The 15,172-nt window shown below is 69.6% G+C and carries 14 protein-coding genes; 8 read left to right on the top strand and 6 right to left on the bottom strand.

Features of this window, described 5'->3' with window-relative positions; all coding sequences use genetic code 11:
* The first annotated feature begins 62 nt into the window (after positions 1-62).
* The gene (locus tag CS1GBM4_RS06660) at positions 63-1,286 is read left to right on the top strand and encodes an MFS transporter (protein WP_186417918.1); all 1,224 of its coding nucleotides are present in this window, start codon (positions 63-65) and stop codon (positions 1,284-1,286) included.
* Here CS1GBM4_RS06660 and CS1GBM4_RS06655 read toward each other — a convergent pair.
* Entirely contained in the window at positions 1,264-2,184 is a 921-nt protein-coding gene (locus CS1GBM4_RS06655; protein ID WP_186417917.1) for a pirin family protein, read from the bottom strand. The genes CS1GBM4_RS06660 and CS1GBM4_RS06655 overlap by 23 nt on opposite strands.
* A gap of 110 nt (positions 2,185-2,294) precedes the next feature.
* On the opposite strand from CS1GBM4_RS06655, the gene CS1GBM4_RS06650 reads away from it, so the two are divergent.
* The gene (locus CS1GBM4_RS06650; protein WP_186417916.1) at positions 2,295-2,963 is read left to right on the top strand and encodes a GntR family transcriptional regulator; all 669 of its coding nucleotides are present in this window, start codon (positions 2,295-2,297) and stop codon (positions 2,961-2,963) included.
* Between the two features lie 159 nt (positions 2,964-3,122).
* Positions 3,123-3,713: a biotin transporter BioY gene (locus tag CS1GBM4_RS06645; RefSeq protein WP_186417915.1), complete on the top strand. Its 591-nt coding sequence runs from the start codon at positions 3,123-3,125 to the stop codon at positions 3,711-3,713.
* A gap of 46 nt (positions 3,714-3,759) precedes the next feature.
* Here CS1GBM4_RS06645 and CS1GBM4_RS06640 read toward each other — a convergent pair whose 3' ends face one another.
* Complete coding sequence (locus CS1GBM4_RS06640; RefSeq protein WP_186417914.1) at positions 3,760-4,308, bottom strand: NAD(P)H-dependent oxidoreductase; 549 nt, start codon at positions 4,306-4,308, stop codon at positions 3,760-3,762.
* Positions 4,309-4,393: 85 nt separating this feature from the next.
* Here CS1GBM4_RS06640 and CS1GBM4_RS06635 point away from each other — a divergent pair, with 85 nt between their 5' ends.
* The gene (locus CS1GBM4_RS06635) at positions 4,394-5,317 is read left to right on the top strand and encodes a LysR family transcriptional regulator (protein ID WP_186417913.1); all 924 of its coding nucleotides are present in this window, start codon (positions 4,394-4,396) and stop codon (positions 5,315-5,317) included.
* A gap of 15 nt (positions 5,318-5,332) precedes the next feature.
* On the opposite strand, the gene CS1GBM4_RS06630 is transcribed toward CS1GBM4_RS06635, so the two are convergent.
* Positions 5,333-5,590: an exodeoxyribonuclease VII small subunit gene (locus tag CS1GBM4_RS06630; RefSeq protein WP_186417912.1), complete on the bottom strand. Its 258-nt coding sequence runs from the start codon at positions 5,588-5,590 to the stop codon at positions 5,333-5,335.
* Positions 5,591-5,823: 233 nt separating this feature from the next.
* A complete protein-coding gene (locus CS1GBM4_RS06625) occupies positions 5,824-6,288 on the bottom strand; it encodes an Lrp/AsnC family transcriptional regulator (RefSeq protein WP_186417911.1) in 465 nt (154 codons plus the stop codon).
* A 383-nt stretch (positions 6,289-6,671) separates the two neighbouring features.
* Here CS1GBM4_RS06625 and CS1GBM4_RS06620 point away from each other — a divergent pair, with 383 nt between their 5' ends.
* Positions 6,672-7,259 (top strand): thioesterase family protein, encoded by a 588-nt coding sequence (locus CS1GBM4_RS06620; protein ID WP_186417910.1) that lies wholly within the window; start codon positions 6,672-6,674, stop codon positions 7,257-7,259.
* Positions 7,260-7,275: 16 nt separating this feature from the next.
* On the opposite strand, the gene CS1GBM4_RS06615 is transcribed toward CS1GBM4_RS06620, so the two are convergent.
* Positions 7,276-10,851, bottom strand: a complete 3,576-nt coding sequence (locus CS1GBM4_RS06615; protein WP_186417909.1) for a PAS domain-containing hybrid sensor histidine kinase/response regulator — start codon at positions 10,849-10,851, stop codon at positions 7,276-7,278.
* Between the two features lie 259 nt (positions 10,852-11,110).
* Between CS1GBM4_RS06615 and mscL the strand changes: the two genes are divergently transcribed.
* The 3 genes from mscL to CS1GBM4_RS06600 all read left to right on the top strand — a co-directional run bounded on the left by mscL (position 11,111) and on the right by CS1GBM4_RS06600 (position 14,114).
* Entirely contained in the window at positions 11,111-11,527 is a 417-nt protein-coding gene (mscL, locus tag CS1GBM4_RS06610) for a large conductance mechanosensitive channel protein MscL (RefSeq protein WP_186417908.1), read from the top strand.
* Between the two features lie 208 nt (positions 11,528-11,735).
* Positions 11,736-12,926, top strand: a complete 1,191-nt coding sequence (locus CS1GBM4_RS06605) for a pyridoxal phosphate-dependent aminotransferase (RefSeq protein WP_186417907.1) — start codon at positions 11,736-11,738, stop codon at positions 12,924-12,926.
* Between the two features lie 117 nt (positions 12,927-13,043).
* Positions 13,044-14,114 (top strand): AbrB family transcriptional regulator, encoded by a 1,071-nt coding sequence (locus CS1GBM4_RS06600; RefSeq protein WP_186417906.1) that lies wholly within the window; start codon positions 13,044-13,046, stop codon positions 14,112-14,114.
* A gap of 3 nt (positions 14,115-14,117) precedes the next feature.
* On the opposite strand, the gene CS1GBM4_RS06595 is transcribed toward CS1GBM4_RS06600, so the two are convergent.
* On the bottom strand, positions 14,118-15,047 hold the full coding sequence (locus tag CS1GBM4_RS06595; RefSeq protein WP_186417905.1) for an SMP-30/gluconolactonase/LRE family protein: 930 nt from the start codon (positions 15,045-15,047) through the stop codon (positions 14,118-14,120).
* Between the last annotated feature and the right edge of the window lie 125 nt (positions 15,048-15,172).

Here is a 15,172-nt window from a genome sequence, read left to right as displayed (position 1 = left end):
ACGGGTGGGAGCGGCGCGGCCGTCATGACAATCGGCTTCCGATCGCCGTTTGGACATCTGCCATGACCTCCCGCTTTTTCGCCGCCCTGCTGATCGCCGGCGTCACGGCGCAGTTCGCCGACAAGCTCGCGCTCGACACGATCACGCTCGCGGCGGCGCAAGCCGGGGCGAGCCCGCGCCTGATCGGCCTGCTCGTCGCGGCGCAATCGGCCGCCTGGCTGCTGATCTCGCTGCCGGCCGGCGTGCTCGCCGACCGGATGGCGCCGCGCACGTTGATCCTCGCCGGCGGCGCTCTGATGGCGCTCGGCTCCGGCCTCGGCGCGCTCCTGCTCGCAGGCGGTGCGATCGGGCCGGCCCTGGCGCTCTCGACCTTCATCGCCGCGGCCGGGCCGGTCACCATCGCGCTCTCGATCTTCGTGCTGATGCCGCAGGCGGTGGCGCTCGCCGAACTGCCGCGTGCCAACAGCCGCCTCGAGCTCGGCCGGGCCGCCTTCAATCTCGTCGCGCCGCTGATCGCCGGCTGGGCGGTGGCCCGCGCCTCGGGATGGCTCGGGCTCGGCCTCTGCGCCGCCTGCGGCGTCGTCGTGGTCATGGCCGCGCTCCGCCTGCCGTCCGAGAAGCCGCCGGCGCAGCCGCGCCAGCCCCTCCACCGCGCCATCGCCGAAGGCGGCGCCTTCGTCGCGCGCCATCCCTATCTCAGGCCGATCGCGCTCTGCGCCATCGGCTGGAACCTCGCCTTCTTCGCGTTCATGGCGCTGCTCGCGCCCTATGCGCTGCGCGTGCTGGCGCTCGATCCGGCGACCGTCGGCCTGGCCTCTTCGGTCTATGGCGCCGGCGCGATCGCGGCCGCTCTCAGCGGCGCCCGGCTGATCGCGCGCCTGCCGACCGGGGCGCTGCTCGTCTTCGGTCCGGCCGTCTCGCTCCTCGGCGCTGCGGCCATCGCGCTCGCTCCCCCGGCGCTGGGCTGGCCGGCATTGGCGCTCGCCTTCTTCCTGCTCGGCTTCGGCCCGATCCTCTGGTTCATCACCCAGACGACCTTGCGCCAGGCGGTGACGCCGCAGCCGCTGCTCGGCCGCGTCAGCGCGACGATCACCACGGCCATGTACGGCATGCGCCCGCTCGGCGCGGTCGCCGGCGGCCTCGCCGGCGAATGGCTCGGCGTCGAGGCGGCGATGTGGCTGCCGGTCGGCCTGTTCGCCCTGTCGACGCTGGCGATCCTGGCCTCGCAGATGCCGCGGCTGCGGGCGATGCCGACGGGCGAGCTCACCGCTCCGGCAGCGGGATGAACTCCTCCTCGTCGCCGGGGACGGTGTCGAAGCGGCCGGTCTTCCATTCCTGCTTGGCTTGGTCGATGCGCTCCTTCGACGAGGAGACGAAGTTCCACCAGATATGGCGCGGGCCGTCCATCGGCTCGCCGCCGATCAGCATCAGCCGGCTCTGGTCGACGGCGAGGATCGAGATCCGGTCGCCCGGCTTGAAGATCAGCAATTGGCCGGCGCCGAATTCATCGCCCGCGATGTCGATCTTGCCGGCGACGATGTAGACGGCGCGCTCCTCGTAATCGGCGTCGAGCGGCAGGATCGCGCCCGGGGCCAGCACGGCCTCGGCATAAAGCGTGTCCCAGGGGAATTTCACCGGCGAGCTCTGGCCGAAGGCCGAGCCCATGATCAGGCTGACGCGCTTGCCTTCGCCGACGATGCGCGGCAGCTCCGGCGCGGCATGGTGGACGAATTCGGGCGCGACCTCCTCATGCGTCCTCGGCAAGGCGAGCCAGGTCTGAATGCCGTAGAGCTTCGGCGCTTTCAGCCGCTCTTCCGGCGCGGTGCGCTCGGAATGGACGATGCCGCGCCCGGCCGTCATCAGGTTGACCGCGCCGGGGCGGATCGGCAGCGCCGTGCCGAGCGAATCGCGGTGCATGATCTCGCCGTCGAAGAGATAGGTCACGGTGGCGAGCCCGATATGCGGATGCGGGCGCACGTCGATGCCCTCGCCGAGCAGGAACTCGGCCGGGCCCATCTGATCGAAGAAGATGAAGGGGCCGACCATCTTGCGCCCGATCGAGGGCAGGGCCCGGCGGACCGAGAAGCCGCCGAGATCATGGGCGCGCGGCACGATCACCTGCTCGAGCGCCTCGCAGGAGCGGGTGTCGCCGGCGATCGGATCATGGTCGGGCAGTTGCGACATGCAGTGTCCTCCTGTGGGCGTCGAACACTGGCCCTGGACGCCGAGCGCGGCAAGCTGCAACTCGGAGGCCGGGCTCGACGCGGCCCACGGGAGAAATTATCGATAATTCCATGGGCAAACAGACTTCAGAGACGCTGCCGGTCCGCATCAGCCGCGTCCTCGCCGAACGGATCATTTCCGGAGAGCTCGAGCCGGGCGCGCGGCTGCGGCAGGATCATGTCGCGGCCGAGTTCGGCGCCAGCCATGTCCCGGTGCGCGAGGCCTTCCAGCGGCTGGAGGCGCAGGGGCTCGCCGTCAGCGAGCCGCGCCGTGGCGTGCGCGTCGCCGCCTTCGACCTGCGCGAGGTTCGCGAGGTCGCCGAGATGCGTGCGGCGCTGGAGGTGCTGGCGCTGCGCCATGCCGGCCCACATCTCACCCGCGCCATCCTCGACGAAGCCGAGGATGCGACGCGCGCCGGTGACCACTCTCCCGATGTCCGCGCCTGGGAGGAATCGAATCGGCGTTTCCACCGGCTGATCGTGACGCCCTGCGCCATGCCGCGCCTGCTGGCCGCGATCGACGATCTCCACGCCGCCAGCGCCCGCTTCCTGTTCTCGGCCTGGCGCTCGGACTGGGAGGCGCGCACCGACCACGACCACCGCGCCATCCTCGCCGGGCTGCGCGCCGGCCAGATCGACGAGGCGGCGGCCATCCTCGCCCGTCACGTCCAGTGGATCGGCTCGAAGCCCGTACGCACGGCCGCCGGCGGGACGCGCGACGTCTTCGCGATCCAGGGCTGAATCCGAAGTTCGAGCGGCCGCTTGGGGGCCGCCGGGCAGGCCAGCGCCGGCGTGCCCATGGCGGCATGCGGTACGCGCTTGCATTCTGTCGGCGGCTGTGGACTTTAAGATAGATGAAATCGAAGAATTATCTATAATATAGTTCAACGGAGACCAGTCATGACCGATCTCAGCTACGCCGCGCGGGCTCGTTTCAGCCCGCTCGATCTGCGGGGGCGCCCGGTGCCCGTCCGGGCGGCGGCCGTCCTCCTCGGCACACTCGTCCTGGCGACCGCCTCGCAGATCAGCGTGCCGATGCTGCCCGTGCCGATGACCATGCAGACGCTGGCGGTGACGCTGATCGGCGCGCTCTATGGCTGGCGGCTCGGCGCGCTCACCATCCTCGCCTGGCTCGGCGAGGCGGCGCTTGGCCTGCCCGTGCTCGCCAATGGCAGCGGCGGCATCGCGCCTTTCATGGGGCCGACCGCCGGCTATCTGGCCTCCTTCCCGCTCGCCGGCGCGCTTGTCGGCTGGCTGGCCGAACGCGGCTGGAACGGCAGCCGCCCCGCTCTCGCCCTCGCGGCGATGCTGCTCGGCCACGCGCTCTGCCTGCTGCTCGGCGGCCTCTGGCTCGCGACGCTGATCGGTGCTGAGAAGGCCATGCTGGCCGGTGTCGTGCCCTTCCTGCTCGGCTCGCTGGTGAAGTCTGGGCTGGGTACCGCGATCCTGACGGCGCTCGCACGCGGCGGGAACAGCGCCGGACGGGTTTGAGCTGAAGCGGGCCGCCGTCTCGGCGCCGGCCCCCCCCGCCGGCCGGTCAGGCGGCTTGCCGGGTTTCGAGCCTGGCGAGCCGTGCGACATAGTGCTCGGCGACCGCCTCCAGCGCCTCGGCATCGGCCCGGCGCGCATCGTAGATCAGGAATGGCTCCTGCCAGGCGAGGGCGCAGCGATGCGCGCTCGCCTGAAGCGGCTTCAGCAGGTCGCGCAACGAGAACAGATTGGCGCCGCCCGGCGCATAGGCTTCCGGAACGTTGCCGGCGGTCGCGGCGATCATGAAAGGCCGGCCCGCGAGCTTCGCCCCCTCCGCCTCGTAGTTGATGTAGAACATCCGGGTCAGCACCGCGTCCTGCCAGGCCTTCAGCAGCGGCGGGGTCGAATACCATTGCACCGGAAACTGCAGGACGATCCGCTCGGCGCCGAGCAGCCTCGCGGCCTCCGCCTCTGCGTCGATACGCCCATCCGGATAAAGCCCCTGCATGTCGACGACGCTGGCGCCGGGCCGGCGTCCTGCCGCCTCCGCCAGCGTCCGATTGGCGCGCGAATTCCGGTAATCGGGGTGGAAGAGCAGGATCAGCGTCTGCGTCATGGCGACCTCCTTCGGTTCGGGAGGAGGATGCGGTCGCCCAATAAATTGCTCCAATGGATGATCGATATAGCGTATTATCGATCGCGTGAATTTACGCGCGATCGACCTCAACCTGCTCGTCATCCTCGACGCCCTGCTCGACGAGGCGCATGTCTCGCGCGCCGCCGAACGGATCGGCCTGTCGCAGCCGGCGGCCTCCAGTGCGCTCGAACGCTGCCGCCACCTGTTCGGAGATCCGCTGCTGCTGCGGGGCAGGGGGCGGATGCGCCTGACCGCCAAGGCGCAGGCGCTACGGCAGCCGCTGCGCGATATCCTCGCCGGGATCGCCGCGCTGCTCGACGCGCCGGAGCCGGAGCTCACGAGCTTGAAGCAGACGATCCGGGTGATGACGGCGGAGCTGCCGCCGGCGCTGCTGACCGGCCGGATCTATGCGCAGCTGATGCAGACCGCGCCCGGCCTGACCCTCGCCATCCTGCCCTGGCAAGGCGCGCAGGCGACGCTGGAGGCGCTGGCGCAGGGGCGGGCCGACCTCGCCATCTCGGTCTTTCCGACGATCGACGCCGATTTCACCCGCCGGGAGCTGCTGCGCGAGCGCTATGTCGTCACGATGCGCCGGGATCATCCAGCGGCAAACGGCTTCGATCTCGATCGCTGGCTCGCTTTCCCGCATGTGCTGGTTTCCGGCCGCGGCGAGACCCATGGCCCGCTCGACGAGGCGCTCGCGCGGCTCGGCCGCGAGCGTCATATCGGCCTTGTCGTGCCGAGCTTCCTCGGCGTGCCGCCCTTGCTGCTGGCGTCGGAGCTGATCGCGCTCCTGCCGAGTCGGACCTTGCCGCCGGGCGAGGCCGAGCGCTTCGTCACCTTCGAGCCACCGGTGGCGGTCGAGGGCTTTCCGCTGCATCTCGCCTGGCACCGGCGCAGCGAACGCGATCCTGCGGTCCAGCACGTCGCGCGACTGGTCGAGGCTGTGCTCGGCGAAGCGGCTGTGGTCAGCCCGCCGGCCCGATGATGGCCGGAGCGCCCGTCAGTTGCCGACGTCGAGCGGCTGGGTGCCCGTCGGCTTGCCGTCGGCGCCGAGCGTGATCTTCTCGATGCGGGCTTCGGCCTGCTTCAGCAGCGCGTCGCAGCGCGCCTTCAGCGCCTCGCCACGGGTGTAGATGTCGATCGATTCCTCCAGCGCGACATCGCCGCGCTCGAGCCGGGCGACGATGCCTTCGAGCTCCTTCAGGGCCGCCTCGAAGGGCAGGCCGGCGACATCGGCATTGGTGTTGGCGTCGGTCACGGGCGCGGTTCCCAAAGCAATTCCAGCAAGAGTGCGTAGCGGTTTGCGTCCGGAATTGCGTCAAAACAAAGGGGTGAGGCAAGTCGGCGATTCGATCGAAGCGGGCAGCTTCAGCGGGCGGCCGTTATCGACTTTGATGCCCGCTCTCGCAACCCTCTTCAGGCAGCGACCTCCGAGCCTCGTTCCGAGGAGCGCTCGTGGGGCGTGGCTCGAAAGGGGAACCCCGCCTCACATCACATCGGCAGCGCCGAGGTCTTCTTGATCGTGCGCAGCGTCAGCGTCGACTGCACCCGGGTGACGCCCGGCAATTGCGTGATGATGTCGGTGTGGATGCGCTCGAAATCGGCGCTGTCGCGATAGATCACCCGCATCAGGTAGTCATGCGCGCCGGCGAGCAGGTGGCACTCGAGGATCTCGGGCAGGTCCTGCACCGCCTTCTCGAAGCTCTCCAGCGAGGCGCGGCCCTGCTGGTCGAGGGTGACGAAGACGAAGGCGGTGCCGGGGAAACCGGCGATGCGTTCGTCGAGCATCATCACATAGCCGCGGATCAGCCCGCTCTCCTCGAGCTGGCGCACCCGCCGCAGGCAGGCCGAGGGCGAGAGGTGCACCTTCTCGGCGAGGTCAGAATTGGTGATCCGGCCATCCTTCTGGAGGATGCGCAGGATCGTCCTGTCGCGGGAATCGAGTTCGATCTGCATCGCCGGTGCGTCGTCCCATGACCGGTGGCGCCTCGGCGGCCGCCGGAAAGCGCAGATGCTTCTGCGCAAAAAGCGCGCTTGGCAAGCATGATCTTGCGCGCCATCCCGAATTATCCGCGCGCAGGCGCCGCCGTGGCGTCCCGCGTCGCACGATCGTGCGGTGCAGCATTCGATCGCGACTTTACCCAGACGCCCGGTCGTCATTGCGAGGAGCGTAGCGACGAAGCAATCCAGGAGCGGGAGAGCTTTACGTCCTTCTGGATTGCTTCGCTGCGCTCGCAATGACGATCCAGCTTGGTTGGAATCGAAGCGGAAGAATCCGGTGGCGCTGGCCGCAGGCGCAAAAATGTTTACAACTGAACTATCTTTCCCGGGACGCTGTCATGAATCTCTGGTTCCGCCTCGTCTGGCTGCTGCTCAGCCGGCCTTTCCAGCCCAGGCTGAAGCCGCCTTTCGAGGCCTCGATCCTGCCCTTCCGGGTCTGGCTCCACGATCTCGACACCAGCCTGCACATGAACAATGCCCGCTATTGGGGGCTGATGGATCTCGGCCGCGCCGACCTGATGCTGCGCAGCGGCCTCTGGCGCGCGGTCCTGCGCCATGGCTGGGTGCCCGTCGTCAATTGCGGCACCATCCGCTTCCGCCGCGAGCTGCGCCTGTTCCGGGCGATCAGGCTGGAGACGCGCCTGCTCTGCTGGAGCGAGAGCTGGGTCGTGATCCAGCACCGGATCCTGGCGGCGGGGCGCGACGGCAACGAGATCGTCGCCGCGGTCGCGCTCGTCCGCGCCGCGCTCTATGACCGCAAGGCCAGGGCCTATGTGCCGGCCGCGCGCCTGTTCGGCGAGATGGGCGTCGCAGCGGAGAGCCCGGCGCCGAGCCGCGAGGTCGCGGCTTTCCTCGCGGCCGAGGAGGCGTTGCGGCAGGCCGGCGCGGTGGCCGGCCAGGCAGCGGCGGAGCCTGCGCCGGAGTAGCGAGGCCGCAATCGGCCTATTCGGCAGCCAGCCGAGTCGCGCGCCATTGCGCCAGGAGCGCCCGTAAGGCGCCGGGCTTCAGCGGCTTGTTCAGCACGTGGATGTCGAGCGCGGCCGCCTCCTCGCGCACTTCGGGCGAGCGGTCCGCCGTCAGCAGGATCGCCGGCAGCCCGCCGACGCGGTGCCGCAAAGCCGAGATCAGGGCGATGCCGTTCTCGCCATGATCGAGATGGTAGTCGGCGATCAGCACGTCCGGAGCCCCGCCCGCGGCGATCGCGGCGGCGGCTTCGTCGAGGTCTCGGGCGGTCTCGACCTCGCAGCCCCAGCCGCCGAGCAGAAGGCGCATGCCGTCGAGGATCGCCGGCTCGTTGTCGATGGCGAGCAGCTTCAGGCCGGCGAGCTGGCTGCTGGGCGGGGTGCCGCGCGTGGCTGCGGTCGTCGCCATCGCCGGCAGCGGCGCCGCCCGCGGCACCAGGATCGAGAAGCGCGTCCCGCGGCCCGGCGTCGAGGCGAGGGAGAGCTTGTGGTCGAGCGTGCGCGCGATCCGCTCGACGATCGAGAGGCCGAGGCCGAGGCCGCGCGCCACCTTGGCGCCCTGGTCGAGGCGCTGGAACTCGCGGAACACCGTCTTCTGCTTGCTGGCCGGGATGCCGAGCCCGGTATCGAGCACCTCGATCGCGATCTGTCCGCCTCGATGGCGGCAGCCGACCAGAACCTTGCCATTGGGCGTGTACTTGATCGCGTTCGAGATCAGGTTCTGGAGGAGCCGGCGCAACAGGCGCCGATCGGAGCGGATGGTGGCCGAAGTCGGCGCGAAGACGAGCTTCAGGCCCTTCTCCTGGGCGCTCGGCTCGAATTCGCGCTGCAGCTGGCGCATCAGCTCGTCGAGGCGGAAGGCGCCGATCTCGGGCTTGAGCGCGCCGCCGTCGAGCCGCGAGATCTCGAGCAGCGCGGTCAGGATCTCCTCGACCGCGTCGAGCGAGGCGTCGATGTTCTCGGCGAGGTCGGGCTGCGCGCCGGCGCGGTCGCGTTCGACCAGGGCGGAGGCGTAGAGCCGGGCGGCGTTGAGCGGTTGTAGGATGTCGTGGCTGGCGGCGGCGAGGAAGCGCGTCTTCGAGGCGTTGGCCTCGTCGGCCTCGGCCTTGGCGCGCTGCAGTTCGGTGTTGACGCGCCGGATCTCCTCGGTGCGCTCGGCGACGCGCTTCTCCAGCGTCTCGTTGGTGCGCGCCAGCTCCTCCTCGGCCGCGACCGTCTCGGTGATGTCGGTGTAGGTGGTGACGATGCCGCCGTCGGGCAGCGGGTTGGAGCGGATTTCGATGACCTTCTTGGATGGGTAGAGCTTGAGCCGGACCGGCTCGCGATCGTTGACGAAGCTCTCCAGCCGCGCCGCCATCAGCTCGTCCTGCGGACCGGCGCCATAGGCGCCGCGCTGCGCGTTGTAGCGCACGATCTCGTCGAGGCCGGTCCCGAAGCGCACCAGCGAGGGCGGCAGGTCGTAGAGCTGGATGAAGGCCTTGTTCCAGGCGAGCAGGCGAAGATCGCGGTCGAGCACGGTAATGCCCTGGCCGGCATGGTCGAGGCCGTTCTGCAGGATGTCGCGATTGTACTGCAGCGCGGCGGAGGCGTCGTCGAGCAGCTTGAAGGCGGCTTCGGTCGAGAGGTTGCGCCGCTTCAGCAGCAGCGACAGCACGAGGCGTGAGGAGGCGGCCCCGATCGCGGAGGAGAGCAGGTGCTCGCCGAAGCGCAGCATGTGGATGTCGGCCTCGCGCGTCCCGTTGAGCACCTCTCCGCGCGAATGGGCGAACCCTTCGAAGGCGCGCTGCGTCCGCTCCTGGCCGAGATAGCGCCCGATGGTCGACTGCAGCTCCGCCTCGGTGACGCTGGAGCGCCAGAGCGAGAAGGACTGGGCCATGGTCGCCCGGTCCGACTCCACGAAGGCGTTGGCCTGCAGCCGCTCCATCGCGCTCGCCGGCCGCACCAGCGAGAAGCCGACATAGCAGACGATGTTGATGCCGAGGCTCCAGAGCACGCCATGGGGCAGGGCCGGCAGCGACAGGCCGAACAGCGCCTCCGGCCGCAGGGCGGCGATGCCGAGCGGCCCGTGCTCGACGATCTGCGCCCAATCGCCGCCGGGCAAGGCGAGGCTCGGCATCAGCAGGGTGTAGAGCCAGGTCAGCAGGCCGGCGGACAGCCCCGCCGCCGCGCCGAGCGCGGTGCCGCGGCGCCAGATCAGCCCGCCGAAGAAGGCTGGCGCGATCTGGGCCGTGGCGGCGAAGGACAGCAGGCCGATCGACACCAGCGCCGCCTCGCCGGCCGCACGGTAATAGGCGTAGCCGAGCAGGATCACGGCGACGATGGCGAGCCGCCTGATATGCACCACCTGCGAGCCGAGATCGCCACCGGTCGAGCTGTTGCGCCGCCGGCCGCCCTGCAGCAGCGCGGCCGCCTGCTCCGGGTCGACGCTGACGCCGCGCCCGCGCAGCAGCAGCGGCGTGACCAGATGGTTCGAGATCATGATCGCCAGCGCGACCGACGCCACGATGACCATCGCCGTGCCGGCCGAGAGCCCGCCGATGAAGACGAGGAGGGCGATCACCCCGGCCTGCTTCTCCAGCGGCAGCAGCAGCACGGTCATGTCGCGATCCACCGCGGCGCCCGGCAGGAGAACCTCGCCGGCCGCGGCGAGCGGCAGGACGAAGAGGTTGATGAGCACGAGATAGAGCGGGAACATCCAGGCGGCGCGGCGCACGTCGCGGACGTCGCGGTTCTCGACGATCGCCATGTGGAACTGTCGCGCCAGCAGCAGCGCGGCGCAGGAGGACAGGGCCGTCAGCGTGAGGAACATCGGCCAGCTCGATGTCCGTTCCCAGATCGGTGGCCCGTCAGCGGCGGCCCGCGCCGCCTGGGCGAAGAGGTCGCCCGCGCCGTCGAACAGGCCGTAGACGACGAAGACCCCGAGCGCCAGGAAGGCGACGAGCTTGACCAGCGACTCGGCCGCGATCGCCAGAACCAGCCCGTCCTGGTGCTCGGTGGCGTCGATATGGCGCGTGCCGAAGGCGCAGGCGAAGCCGGCCAGGACCAGCGCAACCAGGAAGGCGAGATCGCTCAGCACCGGCATGTTGGTCATCGGCGGCGGCCCGCCGGCGGCGGCGAAGAACACCGAGAGGGAGTTCGCCACCGCCTTCAATTGCAGGGCGATATAGGGCAGGGCGCCGATCACCGCGACGATGCAGACCAGCGCCGCGACGCGCTCGCTCTTGCCGTAGCGCGCGCCGACGAAGTCGGCGACAGAGGTGATGTTCTGCGACTTGGCGATGCTGACGATGCGGGCGACGAAGCGATGCCCGAGCCCGATCACCAGGGCCGGGCCGACATAGATGCCGAGAAAGTCGAAGCCCGCCCGGCTGGCGAAGCCGACCGAGCCGTAGAAGGTCCAGGAGGTGCAGTAGACCCCGAGCGCCAGCGCATAGATCGTCGTGCGCGTCCGCCCGCTCATCAGCCGCCGTCCGGCCGTGTCCGCGAGATGGGCGATCGCGAACAGGGCGCAGAGATAGCCGAGTGCGCTCAGGACGACGGACCAGGCCGGGAGCATCGCGCCTCCTTGGCAACGGCGATCGCCGGCAAATCTATCGCCGTTGAACTGTCTTCGCCATCGGCCTTTTGGCGCGCACCCGCCGCCGCCGTTTCGTCATCCGGCCGGCGTCCGGCCCGGACGTCCGTCGCTCCGGTGCGAGCCGGGTACAAGGCCAGAAACCGACTCCCTCGGCGGCCGGGGATGATCTAGCCTGCGCCGGCGGCGGCATTGCGCGGCGCGATGCCGCAGGCTGGCCACGCATTCGGAAGGACGCGCCATGCTCAAGGAATTCAGGGAATTCGCACTGAAGGGCAACGTCGTCGATCTCGCCATCGGCGTGATCATCGGCGCGGCTTTCGGACGGATCGTCGAGTCGCTGGTCGGCGACATCATCATGCCGCTGATCGGCGCGATCGGCAGCGTCGACTTCTCCAACTACTTCTTCGGTCTCAACAGCACCGTCACCTCCCCGGTCCTCGCCGATGCGAAGAAGCAGGGTGCGGTCCTGGCCTACGGCAATTTCATCACCATCGCCGTCAACTTCCTGATCATCGCCTTCGTACTCTTCCTCGTCGTCAAGGGCATCAATACGCTTCGCCGCAAGGAAGCGGCCAAGCCGGTCGAGCCGGTGGCCCCGCCGCAGGACATCGCCCTGCTCACCGAAATCCGTGACCTGCTGAAGCAGAAATCCTGAGCTGCGCCGCGTCGTCGCCGGCGGCGAGGCTGGCCGGTGTCGCAGAGCCTGCGTCATGTCGGCGGCGTCGTCGCCGCGCTCCTCGAAATGGCGGAGCGGCCAGCCCGCGATCCATCACCGCGACCGATCGGGTCGATTTCGTCATTTCATGCCGCGGCGGCGCAAGATCGGCTAGATTGGCGTGCATGTTTCCCGCGAAGGATCGCCCATGAACATGCACGCACCGGCCGGCACCAGCCTGATCGCCGATCTGCGCCCCGAGGCGCGCAACGCGCCGGAGAGCGGCATCGTCGAGGTCGTCAATCACGGCCGGCTCAAGCCGGGGCTGATCCCGCTCTGGGTCGGCGAGGGCGATCTGCCGACGCCTGAGTTCATCGTCCGCGCCGCGAACAAGTCGCTCGCCGACGGCGAGACCTTCTACACCTGGCAGCGCGGCATCCCCGAGCTGCGCGAGGCGCTGGCGCGCTATCACACCGCGCTCTACGGCCGCCCCTTCGCGGCGGATCGCTTCTACGTCACCGGCTCGGGCATGCAGTCGGTCCAGATCGCGGTGCGCCTGATCGCGGGCGTCGGCGACGAGCTGATCGTCCCGACCCCGGCCTGGCCGAACTTCGCCGCCGCCATGGGCGTCGCCGGCGCCAATCCCGTCTGCGTGCCCATGGAGTTCCGGGACGGGCGCTTCACGCTCGACCTCGAGCGGCTGGAAGCGGCGATCTCGCCGCGCACGCGCGCCTTCGTCATCAATTCGCCGGCCAATCCGACCGGCTGGACCGCGACGCGCGACGAACTCGCCGCCATCCTCGCGATCGCCCGCAGGCACGGAATCTGGATCATCGCCGACGAGATCTATGCCCGCTTCGTCTATGACGGTTCGGCTCGCGCCGCCTCGTTCCACGACGTGATGGAGCAGGAAGACCGCGTGCTCTTCGTCCAGACCTTCTCGAAGAACTGGGCGATGACCGGCTGGCGCGTCGGCTGGATCGAGGCGCCGCCTGCTTTCGGCCAGATCGTCGAGAACCTGATCCAGTACTCGACCTCCGGCTCCCCGGTTTTCGTCCAGCGTGCCGCCGTGGCGGCGCTGGAGGAGGGCGAGCCCTTCGTCGCGGAGCAGATCGCGCGCGCAACGGAAGGGCGCCGCATCGTCGCCGAGGGGCTGAAGGCGACCAACCGCGTCGCGCTGCAGGCGCCGGACGGCGCCTTCTACCAGTTCTTCAGCGTCGACGGCTGGACGGATTCCCGCAGGCTGGCGCTCGATCTGGTCGACAAGGCCAATGTCGGCCTGGCGCCGGGCACCGCCTTCGGCCCCGGCGGCGAGACCGGTCTCAGATTCTGCTTCGCCCGCAAGGCCTCCGACCTCGTCGAAGCAGTGGCGCGTCTGCAGAGGGCGCTGGCCGATTGAGCCCGCGGGCGGGGCATGGCGGGTGGTCATGGCCCGCCTGCGCTCCGGGCGTTTGACCTGAGCCCCCGCGACGGCCATTGATGCGGCGTTGCGCTCGCATGGCGCATCGCGAGCGTCATGCCGATACCGAGCCACGTCCCCTATCATCTGCGCACCCTCTCGCGCGAAGCGGCGGTGATCGCCTGCGCGGCGGCGGGCGGCGCGCTCTTCGCCCTGCTCGACGTGCCGGCCGCCTGGCTCTCCGGCTCGATGCTGCTGGTCTCCATCCTCGGCGTCACCCGGCCGCTGCCGGATCTGCGCCGCCCCTGGTTCGATTCGACCATGGTGATGTCCGGCGTGCTGATCGGCTCGGCTGCAACGCCGGAGGCGCTCGCCGCGACGGCGCGCTATCCCGGCTCGCTGCTGGTGCTGGTGGTCGGTCTCGTCGCGATCATGCTGGCGACGGGCGCCTATCTGCGCTTCGTCGCGCGCTGGAGCTGGATCGACTCGCTGCTCGCGGCCGCGCCCGGCGCGCTCTCGGCGGTGATCTCGGTGGCGCAGGACAAGGGCGCCAATATCGGGCGCATCGCCGCGATCCAGCTCTTTCGCATTCTCGTCCTGGTCGCGGTCCTGCCCAGCATCATGAAGCTGAGCGGCGACGGCCCGCTCGCCCTGCCGCCTCCGGCCGTGGTCGCGAGCCTCGGCGACATGGCGCTGCTGCTCGGCAGCGGCCTCGCCACCGGGCTCGTCTTCGAGCGCGTCGGCGTCACCGCGCCCTTCATCCTCGGGGCGACCCTGGCGAGTGCCGTTCTGCACGGCGCCGGCTTGGTTCACGGCACGATGCCGCCCGAGATCGCGATCGCGGTGATGGTCATGCTCGGCGCGGCCATGGGCGGGCGCGTCTCGAACCTGAAGCGCAACGAGATCGCGGCGCTGTTCCCGCTCGCCATCGGCGGCTTCATCGTCTCGATGGCGGTCGCCTTCGCCTTCGCCTGGCCGGCGGCCTGGCTCGCCGGCGTGCCCTATGCCAGCGCCATGGCGGCCTTCGCGCCCGGCGGGCTCGAGGCGATGGCGATGCTCGCCTTCGCCATGGGGCTCGACCCGCTCTATGTCGGCGCGCACCATCTGACGCGCTTCATGCTGCTCGGGCTGCTGATGCCTGTCCTCGTCGGCTGGGTGAAGCCGGAAAAGCGCGAGGATGCGAGCTGACGATCAGACCGCGCCGTTGGTATGGGTCATCAGCGCGTAGAGCGAGGTCGTGCCGCAGATGAACAGCCGGTTGCGCTTGCGCCCGCCGAAGCAGAGATTGGCGACCACCTCCGGCACCAGCACCTTGCCGATCAGCGTGCCGTCCGGGGCGTAGACATGGATGCCGTCGGCGGCGCTGCTCCAGAGCCGCCCGGTGACGTCGAAGCGGAAGCCGTCGAACAGTCCGTTCGTGCAGGTGGCGAAGACGGAGGAGGCGCCGAGCTTCGCGCCGTCCCCGGTGACGGCGAACTTGCGGATGTGGCGCGGCCCGTTCTCCGGATCATGGCTCGCACCGGTGTCGGCGATGTAGAGCGCGCTCTCGTCGGGCGAGAAGGCGAGTCCGTTCGGCTTGACGAAATCGTCGGCGACGATGGTCACCGCGCCGCTCTGCGGATCGATGCGGTAGACATTGCAGCGGCCGATCTCGCTCTCGGCCATGTCCCCTTCATAATCGGTGAGGATGCCGTAATCGGGATCGGTGAACCAGATCGAGCCGTCGGACTTCACCACCACGTCGTTGGGGGAGTTCAGCCGCTTGCCCTGGTAATGGCTCGCCAGCACGGTGACGGAGCCGTCATGCTCCGTGCGCGTCACCTGCCGGCCGCCATGCTCGCAGGTGACGAGCCGGCCCTGGCGGTCGACGGTGTTGCCGTTGGAGTTGCGCGCCGGCTGGCGGAAGACGCCGACATGCCCGGTGAGCGCGTCATAGCGCAGTATCCGGTCGTTCGGGATGTCGGACCAGACCAGCGTCTGATGCGCCGGGAACCAGGCCGGACCTTCAGCCCAGCGCGCCCCGGTCCAGAGCCTCTCCATCCGGGCCGAGCCGGGAATGATCCGATGGAAGCGCGGGTCGAGCACCTCGACGCGAAAACCCTCGATGAAGCCGAACGTCATGCCTGTCCTCCCTGGGGAGCGGCAAGATCGGCGATTGGAGGGGCCGAGGCAATCGCGCGAGGCACAAGGGCTGCATGTCCAGGCGTCATTCTGGGGCGGAGCGAAGCGCAGACTTCAGAATTTCC

The organism is Allobosea sp. CS1GBMeth4 (assembly GCF_900185715.1).
Taxonomy (GTDB): Bacteria; Pseudomonadota; Alphaproteobacteria; order Rhizobiales; family Beijerinckiaceae; genus Allobosea.
The sequence above is the reverse complement of the archived record's forward strand: the minus strand, read 5'-3'. Positions and strand labels throughout refer to the sequence as shown.

What these genes read in the sequence shown, in the direction of transcription:
- CS1GBM4_RS06660 (WP_186417918.1), top strand. Translation starts at nt 63, where the DNA reads ATGACCTCCCGCTTTTTCGCCGCCCTGCTGATCGCCGGCGTCACGGCG.
- CS1GBM4_RS06655 (WP_186417917.1), bottom strand. Translation starts at nt 2,184, where the DNA reads ATGTCGCAACTGCCCGACCATGATCCGATCGCCGGCGACACCCGCTCC.
- CS1GBM4_RS06650 (WP_186417916.1), top strand. Translation starts at nt 2,295, where the DNA reads ATGGGCAAACAGACTTCAGAGACGCTGCCGGTCCGCATCAGCCGCGTC.
- CS1GBM4_RS06645 (WP_186417915.1), top strand. Translation starts at nt 3,123, where the DNA reads ATGACCGATCTCAGCTACGCCGCGCGGGCTCGTTTCAGCCCGCTCGAT.
- CS1GBM4_RS06640 (WP_186417914.1), bottom strand. Translation starts at nt 4,308, where the DNA reads ATGACGCAGACGCTGATCCTGCTCTTCCACCCCGATTACCGGAATTCG.
- CS1GBM4_RS06625 (WP_186417911.1), bottom strand. Translation starts at nt 6,288, where the DNA reads ATGCAGATCGAACTCGATTCCCGCGACAGGACGATCCTGCGCATCCTC.
- CS1GBM4_RS06620 (WP_186417910.1), top strand. Translation starts at nt 6,672, where the DNA reads ATGAATCTCTGGTTCCGCCTCGTCTGGCTGCTGCTCAGCCGGCCTTTC.
- CS1GBM4_RS06615 (WP_186417909.1), bottom strand. Translation starts at nt 10,851, where the DNA reads ATGCTCCCGGCCTGGTCCGTCGTCCTGAGCGCACTCGGCTATCTCTGC.
- mscL (WP_186417908.1), top strand. Translation starts at nt 11,111, where the DNA reads ATGCTCAAGGAATTCAGGGAATTCGCACTGAAGGGCAACGTCGTCGAT.
- CS1GBM4_RS06605 (WP_186417907.1), top strand. Translation starts at nt 11,736, where the DNA reads ATGAACATGCACGCACCGGCCGGCACCAGCCTGATCGCCGATCTGCGC.
- CS1GBM4_RS06600 (WP_186417906.1), top strand. Translation starts at nt 13,044, where the DNA reads ATGCCGATACCGAGCCACGTCCCCTATCATCTGCGCACCCTCTCGCGC.
- CS1GBM4_RS06595 (WP_186417905.1), bottom strand. Translation starts at nt 15,047, where the DNA reads ATGACGTTCGGCTTCATCGAGGGTTTTCGCGTCGAGGTGCTCGACCCG.